The 18,171-nt window shown below is 58.3% G+C and carries 14 protein-coding genes; 5 read left to right on the top strand and 9 right to left on the bottom strand.

The window, feature by feature from the left end:
* The first annotated feature begins 1 nt into the window (after position 1).
* On the top strand, positions 2-247 hold the full coding sequence (locus N2604_RS02975) for a hypothetical protein (RefSeq protein WP_260373713.1): 246 nt from the start codon (positions 2-4) through the stop codon (positions 245-247).
* Between the two features lie 430 nt (positions 248-677).
* Here N2604_RS02975 and N2604_RS02970 read toward each other — a convergent pair whose 3' ends face one another.
* From N2604_RS02970 to N2604_RS02960, 3 genes are all read right to left on the bottom strand, one after another.
* Entirely contained in the window at positions 678-1,817 is a 1,140-nt protein-coding gene (locus tag N2604_RS02970; RefSeq protein ID WP_260373712.1) for an AAA family ATPase, read from the bottom strand.
* Positions 1,818-1,905: 88 nt separating this feature from the next.
* The gene (locus N2604_RS02965; RefSeq protein ID WP_260373711.1) at positions 1,906-3,045 is read right to left on the bottom strand and encodes a hypothetical protein; all 1,140 of its coding nucleotides are present in this window, start codon (positions 3,043-3,045) and stop codon (positions 1,906-1,908) included.
* The gene (locus N2604_RS02960; protein ID WP_260373710.1) at positions 3,042-5,123 is read right to left on the bottom strand and encodes an AAA family ATPase; all 2,082 of its coding nucleotides are present in this window, start codon (positions 5,121-5,123) and stop codon (positions 3,042-3,044) included. Before N2604_RS02960 ends, N2604_RS02965 begins: the two co-directional genes overlap by 4 nt.
* Positions 5,124-5,363: 240 nt before the next feature.
* On the opposite strand from N2604_RS02960, the gene N2604_RS02955 reads away from it, so the two are divergent.
* The 4 genes from N2604_RS02955 to N2604_RS02940 all read left to right on the top strand — a co-directional run bounded on the left by N2604_RS02955 (position 5,364) and on the right by N2604_RS02940 (position 8,940).
* Positions 5,364-6,560 carry a PGN_0703 family putative restriction endonuclease gene (locus tag N2604_RS02955; RefSeq protein WP_260373709.1) on the top strand — a complete coding sequence of 399 codons (1,197 nt, stop codon included), beginning with the start codon at positions 5,364-5,366 and terminating at the stop codon, positions 6,558-6,560.
* The gene (locus tag N2604_RS02950; RefSeq protein WP_260373708.1) at positions 6,557-6,898 is read left to right on the top strand and encodes a DUF2958 domain-containing protein; all 342 of its coding nucleotides are present in this window, start codon (positions 6,557-6,559) and stop codon (positions 6,896-6,898) included. The genes N2604_RS02955 and N2604_RS02950 overlap by 4 nt, the downstream gene beginning before the upstream one ends.
* Positions 6,899-7,347: 449 nt before the next feature.
* On the top strand, positions 7,348-7,761 hold the full coding sequence (locus N2604_RS02945) for a hypothetical protein (RefSeq protein ID WP_260373707.1): 414 nt from the start codon (positions 7,348-7,350) through the stop codon (positions 7,759-7,761).
* 141 nt (positions 7,762-7,902) lie between these two features.
* Positions 7,903-8,940, top strand: coding sequence for a hypothetical protein (locus N2604_RS02940; RefSeq protein ID WP_260373706.1), 1,038 nt, complete (start codon positions 7,903-7,905; stop codon positions 8,938-8,940).
* Between the two features lie 1,130 nt (positions 8,941-10,070).
* On the opposite strand, the gene N2604_RS39500 is transcribed toward N2604_RS02940, so the two are convergent.
* The 6 genes from N2604_RS39500 to N2604_RS02915 form a co-directional block, all read right to left on the bottom strand.
* A complete protein-coding gene (locus N2604_RS39500; protein ID WP_409241674.1) occupies positions 10,071-10,751 on the bottom strand; it encodes a 4'-phosphopantetheinyl transferase in 681 nt (226 codons plus the stop codon).
* Positions 10,752-10,859: 108 nt separating this feature from the next.
* Complete coding sequence (locus N2604_RS02935; RefSeq protein WP_260373705.1) at positions 10,860-12,077, bottom strand: aminotransferase class V-fold PLP-dependent enzyme; 1,218 nt, start codon at positions 12,075-12,077, stop codon at positions 10,860-10,862.
* Positions 12,074-13,345, bottom strand: coding sequence for a phenylacetate--CoA ligase family protein (locus N2604_RS02930; RefSeq protein ID WP_260373704.1), 1,272 nt, complete (start codon positions 13,343-13,345; stop codon positions 12,074-12,076). The genes N2604_RS02935 and N2604_RS02930 overlap by 4 nt, the downstream gene beginning before the upstream one ends.
* Positions 13,346-13,356: 11 nt before the next feature.
* A complete protein-coding gene (locus tag N2604_RS02925) occupies positions 13,357-14,379 on the bottom strand; it encodes a TauD/TfdA family dioxygenase (protein WP_260373703.1) in 1,023 nt (340 codons plus the stop codon).
* A complete protein-coding gene (locus tag N2604_RS02920; RefSeq protein ID WP_260373702.1) occupies positions 14,369-17,554 on the bottom strand; it encodes an amino acid adenylation domain-containing protein in 3,186 nt (1,061 codons plus the stop codon). Before N2604_RS02920 ends, N2604_RS02925 begins: the two co-directional genes overlap by 11 nt.
* A complete protein-coding gene (locus tag N2604_RS02915) occupies positions 17,530-18,132 on the bottom strand; it encodes a DUF6817 domain-containing protein (protein ID WP_260373701.1) in 603 nt (200 codons plus the stop codon). The genes N2604_RS02920 and N2604_RS02915 overlap by 25 nt, the downstream gene beginning before the upstream one ends.
* Positions 18,133-18,171: the final 39 nt, after the last annotated feature.

Genomic DNA, 18,171 nt, shown 5'->3' with positions numbered 1-18,171 from the left:
CATGAGCAAGATTTTCTTCGAACAGGATACACCTGAGCAGCGTCGGCAGATTATTGAACTCGAACGTCGCGGATTTCAGGTTCGCCGAATGACCCAATATCACGTCAAGATTGGCAAGGTTAACTATTACATTACCAAGGGCACGATCACGATCGATCCCACTATTCGGTACGAAAAGAAGGGATTCGACGCCCTGCTGGGGCTGCTGGACCATATGTCTCGCAACGTAGGGACTGAAATCGGCTGACTTGCGATTGTATGACCGAGCTGAGAGTTCTGACGTCCGCCCGCAACCGATACGTGATGGCGGACGCAGTTCTCGGGACGATCGCTGATACACGATCTCTGTTTTGACAAAACGCTCTAGGTTCAGGGCCTCGAGACTGTTGATTCTGGCATTGACATCCATTATTTCTAACAAACTGGCTTTAAGACGTAAGTCATTGCAATTGCATCGAAATACCTCTGAATCTTCGATCCGACTTAACGTATTTCGCTCTCAGCGAGCCACAACGAAACACCCCTCAAGCTCTTTCTCGCCAGTTCTACGCCCAAATTTTGGGTCGCCTGTATCCGGGGCTAAGTCGCAACTTAGTATCCGCAACTCGCAACAATTCACGCTGCCAAAACCCCGAAAACCCGCTCCGGCAAGTTCATAAGTCGCAACATTTAAGCAGTTAGGTCGCGACTTTCTCAAGTCCCGCCATGTCCTTCTGCGCTCCGAAGAGCCGTTCATAACCTTGATGAAAGCTTGCTCGTGATGGAGTCAGCCGGTTCACTCCGCCCCAGAATTTCATCGCGTCTTCGATCAACAAGGTCAGCGGTGCTGAACGGCGCTGAGACAAATTCTCCCACTCTTCCAGGATTGGAAGCCAAGCTTCATCCGCGAGGCACTCCAGCGCGGGACTTATTCCGAACGGCAACGCCCCGACTGAACTGCGAAAGTGCACGGCCAAAACAAAAGATTGCATGGCACGCACTCGGCCTTCATCGTCCGAAGCAACACGCTCAAAATGTGATAACGCTTCATCCAGTTGCCCGCGCAGCTGCGCTAGCCAGCATTGGATCATTGCCTCTCCCCATTCGAGGTTCAATGTCCTCCGAGCACCGGCCAAGGTCACCCCACCGAGGCTCGCCACCTCCGCCAACTTCGTAAGCGCCTCGCCCACCTGGCCGCCGGCAGCCAGCGCGATTACGCTCAAGGCGCGCTCTTCATAGATCAGCGATTCACGATTACAAACCGCTTTCAGCCGGCTGACCAGCGCCTGGTGTTCTACAGGCGTGAGTCGGAACACCTGGCAGCGAGAGCGAAGCGCACGTGGAAATCGCGCAATGTCATTCACTACGAATATGAAGACTGAATCTAATCTCTTCTCCAACGTTTTTAGCATCACATCCGTGGAAGCCGCACCAAGCCACTCTGCATCATCAATCAAAAACACGCGCCAGACCGTCCCCTTCATCCCCATTTTCGTTTGCTCGACTCGTTGTCGAAAGTATCGCTCGTCTGGAAACTGCAGCGCAGAGAATTCCACGTAACTGAAGCTCGACCCGATCGAAACGCCCCTGCATTCATTGCACTTATGGCATGGCGCTCCCTCGCCGGCCTTCTCGCAAAGCAGCATTTGTGCATACAGGCGCGCCAAAGACCGCTTACCAACGCCACTACGACCGGTGAAAACGAGGTGCGGTAATAAGGGCTCATCACGGCCGCAGTCGATTTTTTCTTGCAATGATTCTAAAATCCCATCCTGACCCAGAACGTCGTCGAACCTCCTAAGACGGCAACGATCCAATATCGCAGAAACGTCTACCATATGTGCCTGCTCCCGATCCTCAGTGAACCGCGTTGGCTTCGCAATGCGACACACCGCGGACACCGCTCAACGGTGCTTTTCGTTTATGCTAAGTTGATACAATACCGGCGCAATCCAACCACCTGTGCGAAGCATTGAGAACAGCCGAGCGCTCCCGCAAGGCGTTGATGAGATCAAGCCGCGCCCGTTCCACTTTGTCAGGCTCGGGATTCGCTGGACGAGCGATTTCACTTGCAATTCGTTGCCAGCGATCAGTTTCCTGCAGCCAGGCTTGTGGATCGTCAACGGACATGAACTCGCGACAGATTCGTTCAAATGCAACGAAGAGACCTCCCCTGCGATGACCCCTTTCTTCAGACCAATCACAGGACAGCACAAACATGCCCCAAGCGATGTAAGTCCAGCTCGCAAGATCTCTGTTTTTGTACCTCCTGTCCCGGCCACCGACCATCGCCGCCGTTGTGCTATGAAGCCTTGCAAGAACATTTGATCGGTCCATCATTTCCAAGAAGCAAAGCTCGTCTATATGGTTCAGCACCGCCATTAGGGCGGCTTCATCTCGCCGATCCACAAATTGTCTTAGCGTAGTGTTGAAGGTCGGTCGGCGCATGCCCGAGCTACGCAAAGGCAATTGCGAGGCGGCTCGTGCCGTCGGCAGCAGGACATAACGGTCAATCTCCATAGAGATATCGCTGATCGTGCAGCCATCCTCGGGGACAAAACGCGAAAAATGGTCGATGAAAGTTCGACTCCGAACTAACTGGCTCAGTTCTCTCAAGTCACTGATGGTCGCGAGCTGGTTCAATACTCCTGCTATGGTTGCTCGTGTTACTATGGGTTCTTCAATGTACGTGACATTGGTTGCCGAGATGGCACACTCCCAAGCGTCGGTTCCGACAATTGGGTGATCGGCAGGAACCATCAGAAAGACGTGGCGATCTAACACGCCTGCGGCCAAATCAAGAAGACTGCGCTTAAGGTCTTCGCTCGCTGGTAGGCACGCATCCTTCTGTCCGAGGTCACGAGCAAATAGTACATCATCGAATACCGTGCTAGCGTTGAATCCAGCTTCTTGGGGCAGAACGATCCAATTGCGATCCTGCGCAAACGTCAGAATGCACTTCCTGACCCTGGCCTTTAGTGCCCATGATGTTTTCCGATAAAGATAAATTGCATGATCGCCCAGTTCGGGTGGTGGATGCGCCAAAAACTGCACATCTGACATCATTCGAGCAATCCTTGCGTCGGCTGCCACAATGTCCACGATCTTGGGCGCTGATATCGATCGGGCCAGCTCTCAAGCAGCTTGCCTAACTCACTTTTGCGCCTTTCGTCGTTTTCGGGGTCACCCGAGGGATACGTTAGAGCGACCTTCTCTACATCCGCCTTTCGCTCTTTTTTCCATTCCTGCCGATCGCCGTATTCCTTCAGCTCCCACCCGCTATAAAGATAATCCCACGCCTCATCATCGAATGCGGACAGCGGCTCCATATTGTATTGAGACGCCTCTGCCATACCATTTGAAAGGAGGGAGTTCGAAGCGCTGTGTCTTCGACGCTTAGGTCCGAGATCGCCTGCCTCTCGGCAAGTGGACAAATTGAGGTGCTTGAAAACGGGCTCCTGAGGATTCAGCCCCGCACAAAGCCACCGAACACAGTCCCAATGCCATTTCATGTTTTGCACCGACTTACGCGTCGGAGGCGGCACAATTTCTGCTGCCGCATGCTCCGGCTCACGCATGCGGTTCTTTTTTCTCCACCCGGCTATCCACCTTTTTAAGAGCCTAAATTGCCTTGAGTCAGGCGGGGGACCGACAGCGACGATACGACCACAAATTCCGTCATTTTCGCTGTATTCCTGAACGCAGAGCCAATGGCTTTGCTTCGTCCAGTATTGCAAACGGTTGCTGAGAGCTCGCGTAAAGGCGCCAAGTAAAGCAGAACCAGCCGCTTTTGTTTTACAGCCGAACCATCTTGATCGGACCGTAATTCGGATATCGAATCGGCAGCCATATACCTGCGTCAAGAATGATGCCGCATTGAACAACTCATGAACTTGATCGCGCGTTAGGTAACGCGGATCTTTAGCAACTTTCGAGCCTCTGCCCTTCCGTTTCGAGCGGCGCTTCGTCTGGCTATCCGACGACGACAATAAAGCGACTGGTGACGCAAGCGAAAAGGCTTCAAGACGCGGCTTAAACACGACTGGTCCAGCGCAAACACGCCGTTGATACTCAGTCACCAAGATCAGAAGTGACTCTTCGCTCAAATCCGATGTAACGACAGGCCAAGATTGGATGAGCCCTTCCCAAAACTCCTTAAGATTCTCATTACTTATTCGCTCTCGGAACGCTTTCATGATCTCAAAGCGAACAGATGAGGACATGGAGGCTATTACAGGATCGATAGTAAGTCTCAGGCCGCACAATTCATTGTAGTAGAGGCTGAGCATCAAGACTTGGATTAGCCTCAGCTTCTCCCGAACATCTTCGTTCCAACTAAAAAAGATTTCAGTCTGTTGCCCGAGGTGCCCACGCCCGAGTGCAAGGAAATAGCGTTTGAGCACCTCTGTATAACCAAAATTGTAGATGTGGCGGACGCGATCCAGCGTGACCTCGTTCTTTGTAGTTACAGCTTCGAGGATGTGAAGCATGTTACGAGGCTGCCCCTCACCTAGTCCAGCGATCAGCGCCAACGCTTCGGGTGCTGTCTTAATTTTCTCCCGCGCCGCTATGTCCTCCAGGAACTCGATGCTGTCGCGGAGCAATAGGGGACGGATCTCAAGACAGTGCAATCGCGACCTGAGCGCCGCTGATATCCGGTCGAATGCAGTCGTGGCAAAGCAGTACGAAATTCCTTCCCCTGGCTCCTCTACTTTTTTCAACAGATAGTCAAAGCTGTCGCGATACCTTTCAAGGCTGTGCGCCTCATCGATAAAGATGACACGCCGCTCATTCTTGCTTGCCCCGAGCAGGAGACTATCGACCTTGTCTTTGAGCTGAGCAAAGTTCTCGAAAGAGGGGGCATCAAGTTCGTGAAACCTAGTCGTCTTTTCTGTTTCCATTTCTCGGCAAGAATCGCAGTCGAGACAGGGAGAGCCGTGGGGGATGGGCTGCTTTTGACAGCTCAGGGCTTTTGCATAAATGCGAGCGAGAGTTGTTTTGCCAGACCCAATCGCGCCATAGAGCAGTACGTTCCGACAAATCTGCCCATTGATAATAAGCTCCGAAAGGAACTCCTTCGCATGCCCCTGACCGCGTACGTCCTCAAATTTTTTCGGGCGATGACGTATTGTAAGACTATCCACGCTGCTGCCTTTGGTATCCCCGTTGGTATTTCTCTCGCGTCAACCCGCAAGGTTGTCAACTTAACTCGCGACATTTGAGGTAGGACAAACGGGCGGTTTCGCAGCAAGATTGCGCGCGGCGACATCAGCGATTTGGGTTGCTTGATACGGATCTGTCGAGACCGGCTTTCGCGAAATTGACCCAAGCCGAAGCACCGAGCGATCCGGTAAACATCCGCACCCGTCATCTGAATCTCGCGCATGATCATAACTGCGAGCGAGATTTTCATGCAAACGACACCCACCGTCTTCGCCAGCACTACGCCTCTCCCCCGAGTTCCTCTCGTCCCTGAAGACGTCGCCCGCCGCAACAACGTCTTTTTCGAAATCGACACGCGCTTCCGCCGCGCCGCCCGTCTTCTTCAATGCTTGTGGCTAAAAGATCGGGGCATCCCCACCGGCCATCACGTTCGCGGCGATGGCGAGGACGCCATCACGATGGAGCTTCATTCATATCTCAGCCGCGACGCTGCGCGGGCCGGTCGAAATTTCCTCTCCCCGGAAATCCATGCCCTCGTTCGTCGCGAGTTGCTGATGCGGGAGGAAGGCGCCGCCATCGACGAAGATCGACTGTTTGGCAACGCCCTTAGCTCCATGCCGCTGACCTTCAACCTGTTTGGGCCCATGGCCCTCGACCTCAACCTTGCCACCGCCGCTCTGCGCCAGTTGCTGCCAGGCTTCGTCCACCAGGTGACAGGTTTCGTCTTCGAGCACTCACCTGGCCGCCGCCAAGAACGTTTTCTCAATGACGGCACTGCCTTCGACCTCGCCATCCGCATCGTCACCCCCGAAGGCGAAGACGGGACTATCTTCGTCGAGGTGAAGTACTCGGAGGACATGTCGGGGCCCGCGGCCAGGCTCCGGGATCGTTACGACGAAGCTTCCCGCTCTGTCGGTCTCTTCGTCGACCCGGACAGCCCGATGCTCCGTTCGTTGGCGCTGGAGCAGCTTTGGCGTGAGCATATGCTGGCCCAACTGACCGTCGACCAAGGCCTCACCCCGCGGGCCATGTTCATTACGATCGGGCCTCGGCTCAATCGCCGGGTCATGGCCGCCTTTCGAGTTTACGAAAACGAACTGATTGATGCCGACGACCAACACGCCAACCGTGTCGCATTTCAGGCCTTTACGCTGGAAAACTTCATCGACGCCCTTGCCGAGGTCGGGGCCGATGGCCTCGCCCACGACTTGTGGGGTCGCTACGTCGACTTCGAGCGCGTCTATCACCTCGCCTTGGGCGAATACCTCGAAAAGCCCTCGAGCCATGCCATCGCAGCACCGCTCGCCCCGCCTTCGTCCAAAGACGCCGAAGCGTCGCTTCAAAAAGCCGTAACCAGTACGACGGCCAAGCGAGCGACGAACAGCAAGACTCAAAAGGCTTCGGGAGCGCCCCAGTGAAGACGGGCTCCCTGCTGACAGTCTCTGACCGCGTCGAGCTTCTCGTGAATGCCCTTCATCCGGACACCGATCACCGGCCCGTGGTGAAGCTATTTACGCCAGATGCCGGCGCGACATTTCTTCTCACCGAATGCGATCCGGATGAACCGGATCGGCTGTTCGGCCTCTGCGATCTCGGCCTCGGCTGCCCCGAACTCGGCTACGTCAGCCTTGCGGAAATCATGGAGGTCCGAGGTCGCCTCGGACTTCCGGTCGAGCGAGACCTTCATTTCGTCGCGGACAAGCCACTCTCAGCTTATGCCGACGAAGCGCGGGCAAAGGGACGGATTGTCACCTGAGCCGACGCACCACGAGGACTGAAATGTAAGTCGGACCTCTCAAGAGCTACGGTTGCTGCCTTCCATGGCAGCAGCCGGGGGAGCGGTACACCTCGGTATCGCTCCCTTCGATAGACTTTCGTGCGAATCTTCCCAGAGCAGCGACGAGGGGTACCGGCACGTGAGGGACTTGGAAACGTGACGTAGCCTGATGACTTGCAAGGTGCGAAAGTCAAAGAGCCCCCCTCGATCAAATCAGCGATCGGGGGGTTTTTAACGTCCATGCGGCTGCCCGCGCTCTTCTCAAGCGCCGCAATTTCTTGGGCCCCCATCTGAATATTAAGGGGAGTGGATCGGCCGCGGCGTTTCACTAGGAATACCCTGGCCCGCCAACCTATCCCGGCCTTCGTCAGCGACAGAGTTCGGCACGGTCCACTCACGCAGCGTCACATTGCGGGAGACCAAACACTATGAACACTATCCTCTCAGTAGCCCCCGTCGTTGTCCTGGCCTCTCTGCTTGCGGGCTGCGGCAAGTCAGAGGTCTGCAGCGAGCCAGACGTGCTTGCAACCGTCAAACAGCTGTTCGAGGAACAGGAGTTCGGGAAATTCTATAAGATGCCGCCGGGCATCGTTCTCGTAAGAGATAAGTCGGCAACCCACCTGTCGACGGATCCGACCACCAAGATCGCCCAATGCTCGGTTATCATCACAGTCGACCTCTTTGAGATGCTCAAGAAAGTCCAGGGATACTCGGATGAGCAGATCGCGACGGCGAGAGCAAAAGCAGAAAGGACGGGGCAAAACGCAGCCCCAGACTCCCTTATCAACTATTCGGTTCAGTCCATGGCGTCGGGAGAGTATTATGTCATGATGCTGCCATAGGGAAAATTAGCCTGGATCAGACGCTGTTCTCGCACGCTTCCGCGTCCGGCGGTCATTACCGCCATCTGACCGAGATGCTCCTTCATCGATAGCAACGCACGCCGCACGGTCATAGCTGGCGAGATCAGTGGGAGCATGAGAATGGACTGGTTCACGCGCATCACCGGCTTCAATGAAAGCACGTACGCCGCTACCCGCGCGCAGCTTGAGGTGCACGGCAGTACTCTCCGCTCCAAGGCCAACGGCCGCAGCTATGGAATCGGCGAATTCGAGCTGGCATCGCTCGACGACCTGCGCGCCCGAGTAGCCGGTGGCACCGGCGCCGAAGGCCAGGCTCGCGTGCGGATCGTTACCGGCGACGTGCGCAAGATGCACCAGGTGCCCGAGTATGCAGGTGCGCTGTTCCAAGTTGCCAGCCAGTTCAATTCTCTGGAGATGATCAGCCCCAGCGTGACGCCTGAGGATGGCGTCACGCGCTACGAGCACGACCGCACGCAGGGCCCGGCGTGCGCCATGGCAGCGGGCGCGGCGACGATCTACCGCAACTACTTTGCGCCCGTGGGCGACCAGATCGGCCAGACGGTACAGCGCCAACTTGACGGCCTAGCGGATGTCGGCGCCGAGTTGAGCGCCCAATTGGTCCGACCCGTCACCGATCTCTGGGAGTGGCGCAATGGCTATGCGCTCTGCACGCGCCAGGGCCTGGACCTGATCACGGATCATCTGCGAGGCATGGGCCCCAGACTGGCTGATGCGCTTGCCGGCAAGCTGCGCATCGGCATTCATCGCGACGTCGAGGTGACGGATGCGCCGAGCGCACCAAGGCCTGTAGTGAGCCAGGCTTTCTGCTCAGCGTTGCCCGTCGCGTACGGCAGTGTGCCGCAGCAGCACTGGGCAGCATTCGCGCAGTTGGTGCTCGATGCCGCCTATGAGGCAACGATGCTGGAGGCAGTCATCAACGCCCGGCGCGGCGCGGCGACCATTGTGCTGCTCACGTCCCTCGGCGGCGGGGCGTTCGGCAACGCGCCCGAGTGGATTCACGCTGCAATCAAGCGCGCCGTGAAGAAGGTACAGGGCTTTGATCTGGATGTGCGGCTGGTGAGCTATGGGCAGCCGTCGGTGCAGGCGCGGGAGTTGGTGAAGGAGCTGGCTTATTTACCCCGCATCTCCACTGGCTGAAGCCGGTTTGCGGCAGCGCGCCCAACCAAGAGGCCCGCCGCTGCGCCTCGCGATGCGGAAGCACCCCAAGTCGCACCCGAATAGGAGCGCATGACGGCAGACTGGCTGCAAGGTTTGGGGGCCCGGATCTGGAAGAAATACGTGGAAAGCCGACGCACCAGATAGGTCGGTGCCCGCCCCGGCCCTCCGGGCCGGCGCGCCGGGCGCTCGGATGCACTTTCCTGTTGGACTACTTTGCGGACTACACGCTTCGACTTGCACACTCGGCCGGCCGTAAACGTTGTTTTCTGAGGCTTGTTGCAGGTCCAAAAAGTGGCAGATGGGGCGAATTAACTGGCGGAGAGGGAGGGACTCTGCGCCAATTATCTTCCGTACCCCAATTTTGCAGGCGTTTCGTGCAGGTGGCGACGCCGCTGGTACGAATGCTGGTACAATGAGTGGTACGGATGAAAAACGCAAGCCCTGCCCGCGCTCCGAGTTTCGCCTTGGCCACAAACCTCTCCTTGCGATCAGGCTGGGCGGCGGACCGGCCGGACCGAAGGCGGCCTGCGCGCCGGCGCCGCCAAGATTGCCGGGCCATCTGCCCGACGTGGGCCAACGACGCTCGCCGGGCTCGCTTGTTAGCTTGGCAATGTGCTACGTGAGCTTGCTAATTTGGCAGCTGGTTGGCTTGCCGGCTTGCTCGCTTACTGACTTGATGCCGAGCTAACAGAGCACACTGACTCGGTTGTGCGGCGGCATCCACCGTTGCCGGCGCGCGCCTGTAGGACCGCTGGGCTTACCGGTGCGCCGCCGGCGCACCGAACGGCCTTACTTGTTAGCCTGCGGACTTGCTAGCTTGTTAGCTCGTAAGCTGACCACTTGAGACAATAAGCGGCTTTTCGACGCCGTGGTATGCTGTCCGCCTTGCTCTCGATAGTGTTGCAAAACTCTTTTTGTCTCGCCGATCACACTCCGGTCCGTGAGGCGGCGATCGAATATTGATGTAGGGCATCACTTCATTCGGTGATGAATTCACCGACGACTCTGGTGGCGCGTTTGAGGCTGCGTTAAGCGGACATTGTCGGGCCGGTCTTTGATGTCTGCTAAAGCCCACCAATAGCCGGCATTTACAGTGCGAGGATCAGGTCTCAGGTCAGCCGACGTTCTATCCACACGGCAGTTACAATGTGGTCGCCAATCCGGCTGAATCGGCCTGCAACTTTCCACCCGTCGGATATGCTCGGCTTGCCAAAGTTGATTTGCGCCTCAAAGCACCCTTGCGCCCAGTCAATCTGGAGCCAAACGTCTGTATAATCAAGGAACGCGCGCGTCACGGGGAAATATGCCTTATAGACTGCCTCCTTCCCCGAGAAGTATAGTGTCCCCGGGTCAATGTCCGATATACGGTTGCGCTCGAGTGCTGCCCATTCTTCCGGCGAACACACGTGCCGGACCAAATCTGGCTCCAGTGCACCAACCAACTCAATATCAATTCCGATGCTCGCAAGATTCCCGCTGCGACCGACATGTGCGACGCATAGTCCGCCAGAGTGGCTGATGGATCCGACATAACCCCGAGGCCAGACGGGCATACGTCGGTCGCCTACTGGAATTGCGACCGCCGGGCACCCTAGTTCATCAAGCGCCCGACGGGCGAGTGAACGGCCGGTCAGGAATTCATCACGGCGCTTTCCAATCGCGTGCGCAACGGCGGCGTGTTCGGAGTCGTCAAAGGCCACTGCCGGGCCGATCGCACCTGCAGCCACTGCAGTACCGTGTGGTGCAACCGATCCGAGCCAAGAGCTCACCAATGTCGCCGATTCATTCATGCTTCTGGAGGGAAATGCGGGAGACTAGACACGGCAACGCCGGAGCGAACGGCTTGTGAACCGCATCTGATCCTGAAGCCGCTGGCGGATGTTCGAAGACTCCGAATATCAGCAGCGAACGCCCATGCATTGCGCGAGTTCATCCAGCGCAGCGTAAACATAATCAATCTCGGCAGCGTCGTTGTAGATGTAGGCGGAGAACCGTAGAACCTCCGCGCCCGCGAGCGCCTGCACCAGAGGCTGTGCGCACAGGAAGCCGCTGCGGCACATGATGCCGTAAGAATCGCTCAGAAGGCGCGCAATCTCCCCAGCAGGCATATTGCCGCTGAGCTGGACGGACACGATCGGGTGACGGTGCCTGGCATGCGGCGGACCGACCACGCGCAGGTATGGCCGCGCAAGCGTGGCCTGGATCAGAGCCCGGCTGAGTGCTTCGGCGTGCCGCAAGCGCACACGATTATCGAGGCCGCCCAGGTAGCGTATCGCTGCTCCGAAGCCGATCACGTCGGCGATTGGCGGCGTTCCAGCTTCGAGGCGCTGGGGTAGAGCCCTCGCGATATGCTCTCTTTCGTCGACCCAGTCCACCATTCCGCCTCCAACGGCCATGGGAGCCAGTCTCGAGAGCTGCTCGAAACGCCCGTACAGGCATCCTACGCCGGTCGGGCCCAGCATCTTGTGTGCAGAGAATGCAACGAAGTCGACATCCATTTCTCCGACATTGAGCCGCTCATGGGGAAGCGACTGGGCCGCATCCAGCACGATTGCTGCATCACAGACCTCTCTAACCTGCCTGGCGATTTCCGCAATCGGCTGGACCACGCCGGTGACGTTTGAGCAGTGCGTGAGCGCGACAACTTTAGGCCTAGTTCGAAGCAAGTCGCGAAGATGTTCCAGATCGATCTGACCGTCGGCACCCATACGCGCCAGATGCAGCATTGCAACGCGTTTCCATGGAAGGATCTGGGAATGATGAGCGTCCACGCAGCCGACGATCGAATCTGCCGCAGTCAATCCGATGCCTTGCGCGACCAAGTTGAGCGCCTCGGTTGTGTTCTTGACAAAGATGATCTCGTTCGCAAACGCGCCAATATGTTGCGCTACTAGAACACGCGCCTCCTCATAAGCGTCTGACGCCTCGGACGATAGACGATGCTTGCCGCGGTGTATGTTTGCGCCGTTTGTGGCGTAGTAGTGGGTGATGGCATCTATGACGGCCAACGGTTTAAGTGTCGTCGCCGCATTATCGAGGTAAATCAATTTCCGCCCGTCAATATCGCGCGAGAGAGCGGGGAAGTCTTCCTGCAGTTTGTTGCAGCTTCCACTCAATGATATCCTCCGCTTGACAACGTCGATATGCAGGATAGAAACTTGCCGCTTCGGTCGGCCGGAATGTATCGCGTTTCGGCAAGCTCAATAGCTGCCCCACCGAGCGCGTCGGCCAGATTCTGCTTCAGCAGCTGCTTGGATTGACGATCGGCTGCCCCGCCAGGGATATAGCGAAACACGCACTTGCCAGCCTCGTCCTGCTCAAACCTGTAAACGTCGATAAAGGGCGCTTCGCCCACGATTTCGTCCACAGCGAGGGGCGTCAGCATTGAGCCGTCAAGGCCGTGCATCACTTGGCTCGCACGTCCTTCCATGCGAACAACGGGCAAATCGGATCCGCACGAGCACGATGTGCCGACAAGCCGGTACAGGTCGCCCGTCGCATAACGGATACGCGGCAGAAGCGCGTCGCCAATCGTGGTGACGACCAACTCGCCAACTGACCCTGGCGCTGCCGGGCCGACGGGCGTCAGAAATTCAACATAGAAATCCTGATTGTTGATATGGCGATTGCCTTCATGGCACTCGAACCCCAGGTAGCCGAGTTCGGACATTCCCAGCATGTCCGCGATGGGCACGTCGGTCCCGAGAAAGGCTGCAATCTGCCGGCGGGCTACTTGCGTGAGTAAGGTATAGCCGCATATCACGTGGAGCTTGCGAGACGAGCGGATCGAACGTCCAGTCTCTCGTGCTCGCCGGATTAGGAACGCGAGGTGCGTCGGATCGACCACTAGCATTTCGGGGTCGTGAGCTGCGATCTCGTCGAGCGCTTGCTGGACGAGATACGGCGGCGTCGCGAGCAAATCGTGAGCTACCGGCAATACCAGCGTGCCGTCGGCCAGTACCCGGTCGGCCATACTCGAGAGCCCCGTCGCGCATTCGACATCCGAGCAGTTTGGCGGCGCGTACCGGCACGCCCGCGGCCTAGCCCCGGGACGCCACAGTGTGTCGAATCTACGATTAACAGCTAGGCTTGTGGCCTGACGCCGGGCGAGATCGTAAAGAAGAATGGCACTGTTCAGTCGCTCACCCGAATTGCCGGAGCTCTGAAAGCGCAAGACCTTGGGATCGTTGAGAGTGTAGCCGCGCGCAAGAACGCCGGCAGGGTAGTTGCGCCTGTAGTCCGCTTTCCGGGTCGGCGGAATCAGGGCCATGTCGCCGGGCGCGCGAATGTCTCCGGGGGTGAGACCGCGCACCTCCATGTGCGCGCGGAAGAACGCCACATTGTCGTAGGCGTACTCAATCTCCCGACGCGCACCTTCAAACATTTGACCGACCCTCATGTCATCGCCACGAGGATCCGGCGTGGTCCGGAATACGATCGGCGTCCATGCGACATCAAGAGGTTGTCGACAATCAGGATGTCGCCGACTTCCCAGGTAAACACCAATTCCTCAGCCGCATACGCCGCGCGGATGATCGCGAGAGTCTCCACGTCGATGGACGATCCATCCCCGTAGTACGCATTGCGGGGTAAATCTTCCGGAGCGAATTGGCGTTCGAGCTCAATGCGAATCTCGTCGTGCAGCGCACTAACATGGAACAGGTGGGCCTGATTGAACCAAACGGCTTGTCCAGTTTCGGAATGAACAGCAGTAGCCTGACTCACCTGCCTAGTACGCAGCCGCTGTTCCGGCAGCCATTCGAATTCGATGCGGTGTTCGCGGCAATATTCCTCGACAACTGCCGCGTTATCGGTCTGAAACGCCTCCTGCCAGGGCAAGTCGAAGCGCTGTCCATAATTGCGCACATACAGGACACCATGCCGTTCGAAGCGACCCCGCACATCAGCAGGTATCCTTGCCAGCACGCGGGCGCCGTTGGCGAGCGGCGTCTGACCGCCAGTTTCGGCCGGAATTACGCAGTTGAAATAGATGCGGCGCGGCCAAACATCTGCATATGACATCTCATTGTGCTGAGGGATCACCTGATCAGCGGGATACTCAGTCGAAGTAAATACGCGCCCAGCTACGCGCGAACGGGGTGTCGAGCGGTTGTCATATTCGAGTAGAGGACCCGAACTCGCGCGAACAAATGCCTCGAATCCCGCCGCATCGGTGTTGTCGAACCCGCGTAGCAGCAGGGCGCCACGAATTTGCAGCTCCCGCTCTAGGCTCTCCCGATTGGCAATGGTCCACTCGGCAACGGAGAGTGAAGGAAGGCGCGGACGCATGAGCGCGAAGCATGTGTCCGACCCGGCGAGCGGTTCGATGGCAACCAACCGTTCGGTCGAAATCCGGAGGGGTTTGCGCCGCGATGCGATAAGAGCCGATGCCGACGGCCGTCCGCCGTTATAAGTCATGTTTGTGCCCCCTCTTTGAGTCGATTGCGGCACTCAGTCCCTCTACGGTCGCATTTTCGAATACGGCTCTCAGGCTGAGATCGACCGAGAACGCGGCCCGAAGCCGCGAGAGCAGTCGGGTCGCCAACAGTGAGTGCCCGCCGATTTCGAAGAAATCGTCCCCTACTCCTACCCGATCTAATAAAAGCAATTCGGAGAATATTCCTGCTACCGCAATTTCTGTTTTAGTTCGCGGCGCGGCGGATAGGCCTGAACTCGCATTTCGGATTGTCTCCGGGTCGGGAAGCATGGCCCTGTCGATCTTGCCGGCAGCAGTCAGGGGAAAGCGTGCAAGTGCAATCAAATGGCTCGGAATCATAAATTCCGGAAGACGACTCTTCAGGAATGGCCGTAACCAATCGGCTGGCCCCGTGGTACCGTCCGCGGCGATGACGTAGCCTACAAGATGCACGGCACCGGATTCGCCTGCTTCGACGACGAAGCTGGCAGCGACGTTTTCATGCTGCTGCATGACAGCTTCGATCTCGGGCAGTTCTACGCGGAATCCGCGCACCTTGGTCTGGCGGTCGGCCCGTCCAAGAAACTCAATTCTCCCGTCCGGAAGTTGCCTGACGAGGTCTCCGGAGCGATACATACGAGCGTCCGGGTCTTCGCCCCACGGATCAGACAAGAAGCGGCAAGAAGTCTCTGCTGGCAGATCGACATAGCCACGCGCGACGGTCTTGCCTCCGATCCACAGCTCGCCTGTCACGCCAAGTGGCACGGGTCGGCCTCGGTGATCGAGAACGTAGGTGCGCGCATACCTCAAGGGGGTACCGAGCGGCACGGTCGACGCCAGATCGCAAGCCAAGTCGCAGGTCAAGCCGGAGCCGCGGTCAGTCGTGACGTCGCCGGCAACGACGCCGACGCAGGTCTCGGTGGGCCCGTAATGATTGAAAATCCGACATCCACCCGCGAAAGTACGAAACAGCCGTAGCTGGCCCCAACTCAAAGCCTCACCGCCAAGTATCAGATGACGCCGAGGCATCAGGTTTGCAGGCGATTCGTGTTCGGCGCAAAGGGCAGCCAAGTGGGACGGTGTGATCTTGAGGACGTCGTAGCGACCGGCAGCGAGCCGCGCTCCAAGTGCTTGGGGGTCCGAAGAGATGTTGACCGGAAAGACATCGAGCACTCCACCCGAACAGAGCGAGGCAAGTATCGTGGTATTTCCGAGATCGGTAGACAGCGTGCCGTGCGCGACATATCGCGCCGGTTCGCGTATCCCGAGGCGATCGATGAGACCGTCCACATAATGCATCAAATGCCGGTGCTCGATCATGACGCCCTTCGGCGCACCGGACGATCCGGAGGTGAACAGCACGTAGGCAAGGCTCCGGGAATCGAAGCTCGTGGGGAGCGCAGCGTCGTCCTCGTTCTCGATCTCGCTGCGATCGGAATTGACGCTCAGCGACGGCAAATCGAAGCATCCGGCCCGCGTGCCGGCTGCATCGGTGACGAGCAGCACGGGTGAGGCCTGCCGGACGATGACTGAGAGCCGATGCGAGGGCAGTGCGGGGTCCAGCGGCAAATAAGCGCCACCTGCCTTGAGAATTGCAATCATGCTGGCGATTGCAAAATCCGACCGCTCCAGCAAAAGACCAACAAGGCAACCCGGCCCGGCGCCCCGTTTGCGCAACGCACGGGCCATCCGATTAGTAAATCGATCAAGCTCCGAGTAGGTCCATTGCCTGTCCTCATAGACGACGGCCAGGGCCTCGGGTTCGCGCGCCGCTTGCCTCGAAAAGGCATCATGCCATAGGGCCGGTCCGGCAAGGGACCCACGCCGCCAATTCCAGCACGCCACCACCTGAGCAGCTGCACCTTCATCCAGCAGCGCCAGTTCGTCGAGGTGGCGGTCCGGAGCGTCCGCGGCGCCGATCACCGCGCGCAAGGCATGGGCGATCGCATCGATGCCTGCTTCAGCAAAACCTTGTTTCACGTACCGTATCGTGAGCATCAGGCTTCGACCAACGGCTTCGCAACCGAGATGGAGCTTGAAGGATTCAGACCAGGATTGCGCTCCTGAGAGCGTCAGCACCAACGAGTCCGCTTCGATTCGCTCAGATCTCGCCGAATATGTGAAGCCGATCTTATGCTCGATCTCTGAGCCTACACTTGCGCAATCAGCGGCTGAACCGTGATGGCACGCAAGCTCGAGATCGAGTTTCATCGCAACAGCGGCCACGACATCGTCAAGCGTGGACTCGGCAGTAAATTCTATGCCGATCGGAACATGCGTTTCGAAGCACCCGAGCGCCTCTGCGAGTTCCCCAAACGGACGGCAGGCCAAATTGGTTTCCACCATCACCTGCTCGGGCCGGCCGCTCACGAGCCAGAGTGCGGCCTGCCAGCACGCCTGCAGGGCAACCTCGGGCGTTGTCCCGTTCCGACACGCTATTTCGGAGAGCAGCGAAAGCGTTCCGCCTGGTGCTGTCCACGGCACGGTGGCGTATTCACCGGCGCGGCCAACGAGCTCAAGCGGTAAATGGAGCGGGGGCACCGCGCGTTTCGTCTCAGGCTGGATATGCGGATCGGCGAGCTCCAGGGCCCCGCTTTCCAGCTGCCATTGCGCGAAGTCAGCATATTGAACGATCTCCCCGGCGTGCGCCGGCTGCCCGCGCCGACGGGCCAGGTACGCATCGCCGAGCTTCTGGAAGAACATGGCCAACGACGACGCATCGAGACACAGTCTTGGCGCGCTCACGACCAACGTATGGCGGTTTGGCGCCAGGGCATACAGCGTGAACCGCGTCGGCTCCAGCTCCCGGCCACCTGCCGGGCAGTTCCGTTCGGAGCGAAGATAGTCCGAAATGATCTGCGCCTGAGCGTCGCGGGCGAACCCGCTGATATCGAGGTCGCTCAGCGCCGGCGCGACGTCCTCGCCTATCACCATCAGCGCGGGACTCTTGCCGCCGAGCACCGGTCTGAACGATGTACGCAATATCTCGTGCCTTTCGACGAGATCGCCGAGTGCGCCGACCAGCCCGGCGCGATCGAGTTGGCCGTCGAGTTCGATCTGGGCCACGCTCCGGCCGATCTTCTGGCTTCGCGAGAGCGCCCACAGCCGTTCCTGTTGGCGCGAGAGCCGATAGCCCTCCCAGCACTCTTCATTCAATGCCGTTCCGGCCGTATCCAAAGGACGCCTCCGATAATCTCGTTCCAGGTTTCCACCGCGTCCGCCCCGAGATGCTCCGCGACCATTTGCCAGAATGCGCCATATTCGGCAGCCATATCGAGCTGCGAATGAGTGTGCCGGGCAGGGATATGGGCAAGGACATCGCCGAGTTTCAGCTGAAGAAGCTCGTCGAACTGCGCGCGGGTCATCGGGACTGCTCCACCCGTTCGCCGGTCGCACAGGTTAGGCTGGCCGCCGGGACGCAAGACGCTGCGGAGGCTTCGGCCAAGTGAGTCGTAACTCATCACGGAGAAGCTGAAGACAAGTCGCTCGGCGTCCTCGCCGATAAGGGCCCGAACTTCGTCACGGCGCCCCTCGGGGAGCGCCTCGACCTGTTCGGCATGAAGCGCCTGGGTGCCATAAACCCCATGGAACAGGCCGGCTACGCAGACGTGCTCGGCGCAGCGCATTCTCTGCAGGATTCGACAAGTACGCTCGAGATGGTCAATCAGTGTCTCATCCTGGTGGGCAATCTTGTGAGCCCCCAGCCTTATCAGTGCAGCTCTGTAACCTTCGACCATCGGAATCTGAGATTCCATGCGGTCCCTCCGTTCGCCAGCCCTCACCATCCGCGTATA

Source organism: Bradyrhizobium sp. CB1015, from assembly GCF_025200925.1.
In the GTDB taxonomy this organism is placed as follows: Bacteria; Pseudomonadota; Alphaproteobacteria; order Rhizobiales; family Xanthobacteraceae; genus Bradyrhizobium.
This window is presented reverse-complemented; position numbering and strand designations above follow the sequence as displayed.

Bases quoted from the DNA above. Each gene is read 5' to 3' on its own strand.
- N2604_RS02970 (WP_260373712.1), bottom strand. From the start codon at position 1,817: ATGGTAGACGTTTCTGCGATATTGGATCGTTGCCGTCTTAGGAGGTTC.
- N2604_RS02940 (WP_260373706.1), top strand. From the start codon at position 7,903: ATGGACTGGTTCACGCGCATCACCGGCTTCAATGAAAGCACGTACGCC.
- N2604_RS02930 (WP_260373704.1), bottom strand. From the start codon at position 13,345: ATGTTTGAAGGTGCGCGTCGGGAGATTGAGTACGCCTACGACAATGTG.
- N2604_RS02975 (WP_260373713.1), top strand. From the start codon at position 2: ATGAGCAAGATTTTCTTCGAACAGGATACACCTGAGCAGCGTCGGCAG.
- N2604_RS02915 (WP_260373701.1), bottom strand. From the start codon at position 18,132: ATGGAATCTCAGATTCCGATGGTCGAAGGTTACAGAGCTGCACTGATA.
- N2604_RS39500 (WP_409241674.1), bottom strand. From the start codon at position 10,751: ATGAATGAATCGGCGACATTGGTGAGCTCTTGGCTCGGATCGGTTGCA.
- N2604_RS02945 (WP_260373707.1), top strand. From the start codon at position 7,348: ATGAACACTATCCTCTCAGTAGCCCCCGTCGTTGTCCTGGCCTCTCTG.
- N2604_RS02955 (WP_260373709.1), top strand. From the start codon at position 5,364: ATGATCATAACTGCGAGCGAGATTTTCATGCAAACGACACCCACCGTC.
- N2604_RS02925 (WP_260373703.1), bottom strand. From the start codon at position 14,379: ATGACTTATAACGGCGGACGGCCGTCGGCATCGGCTCTTATCGCATCG.
- N2604_RS02965 (WP_260373711.1), bottom strand. From the start codon at position 3,045: ATGATGTCAGATGTGCAGTTTTTGGCGCATCCACCACCCGAACTGGGC.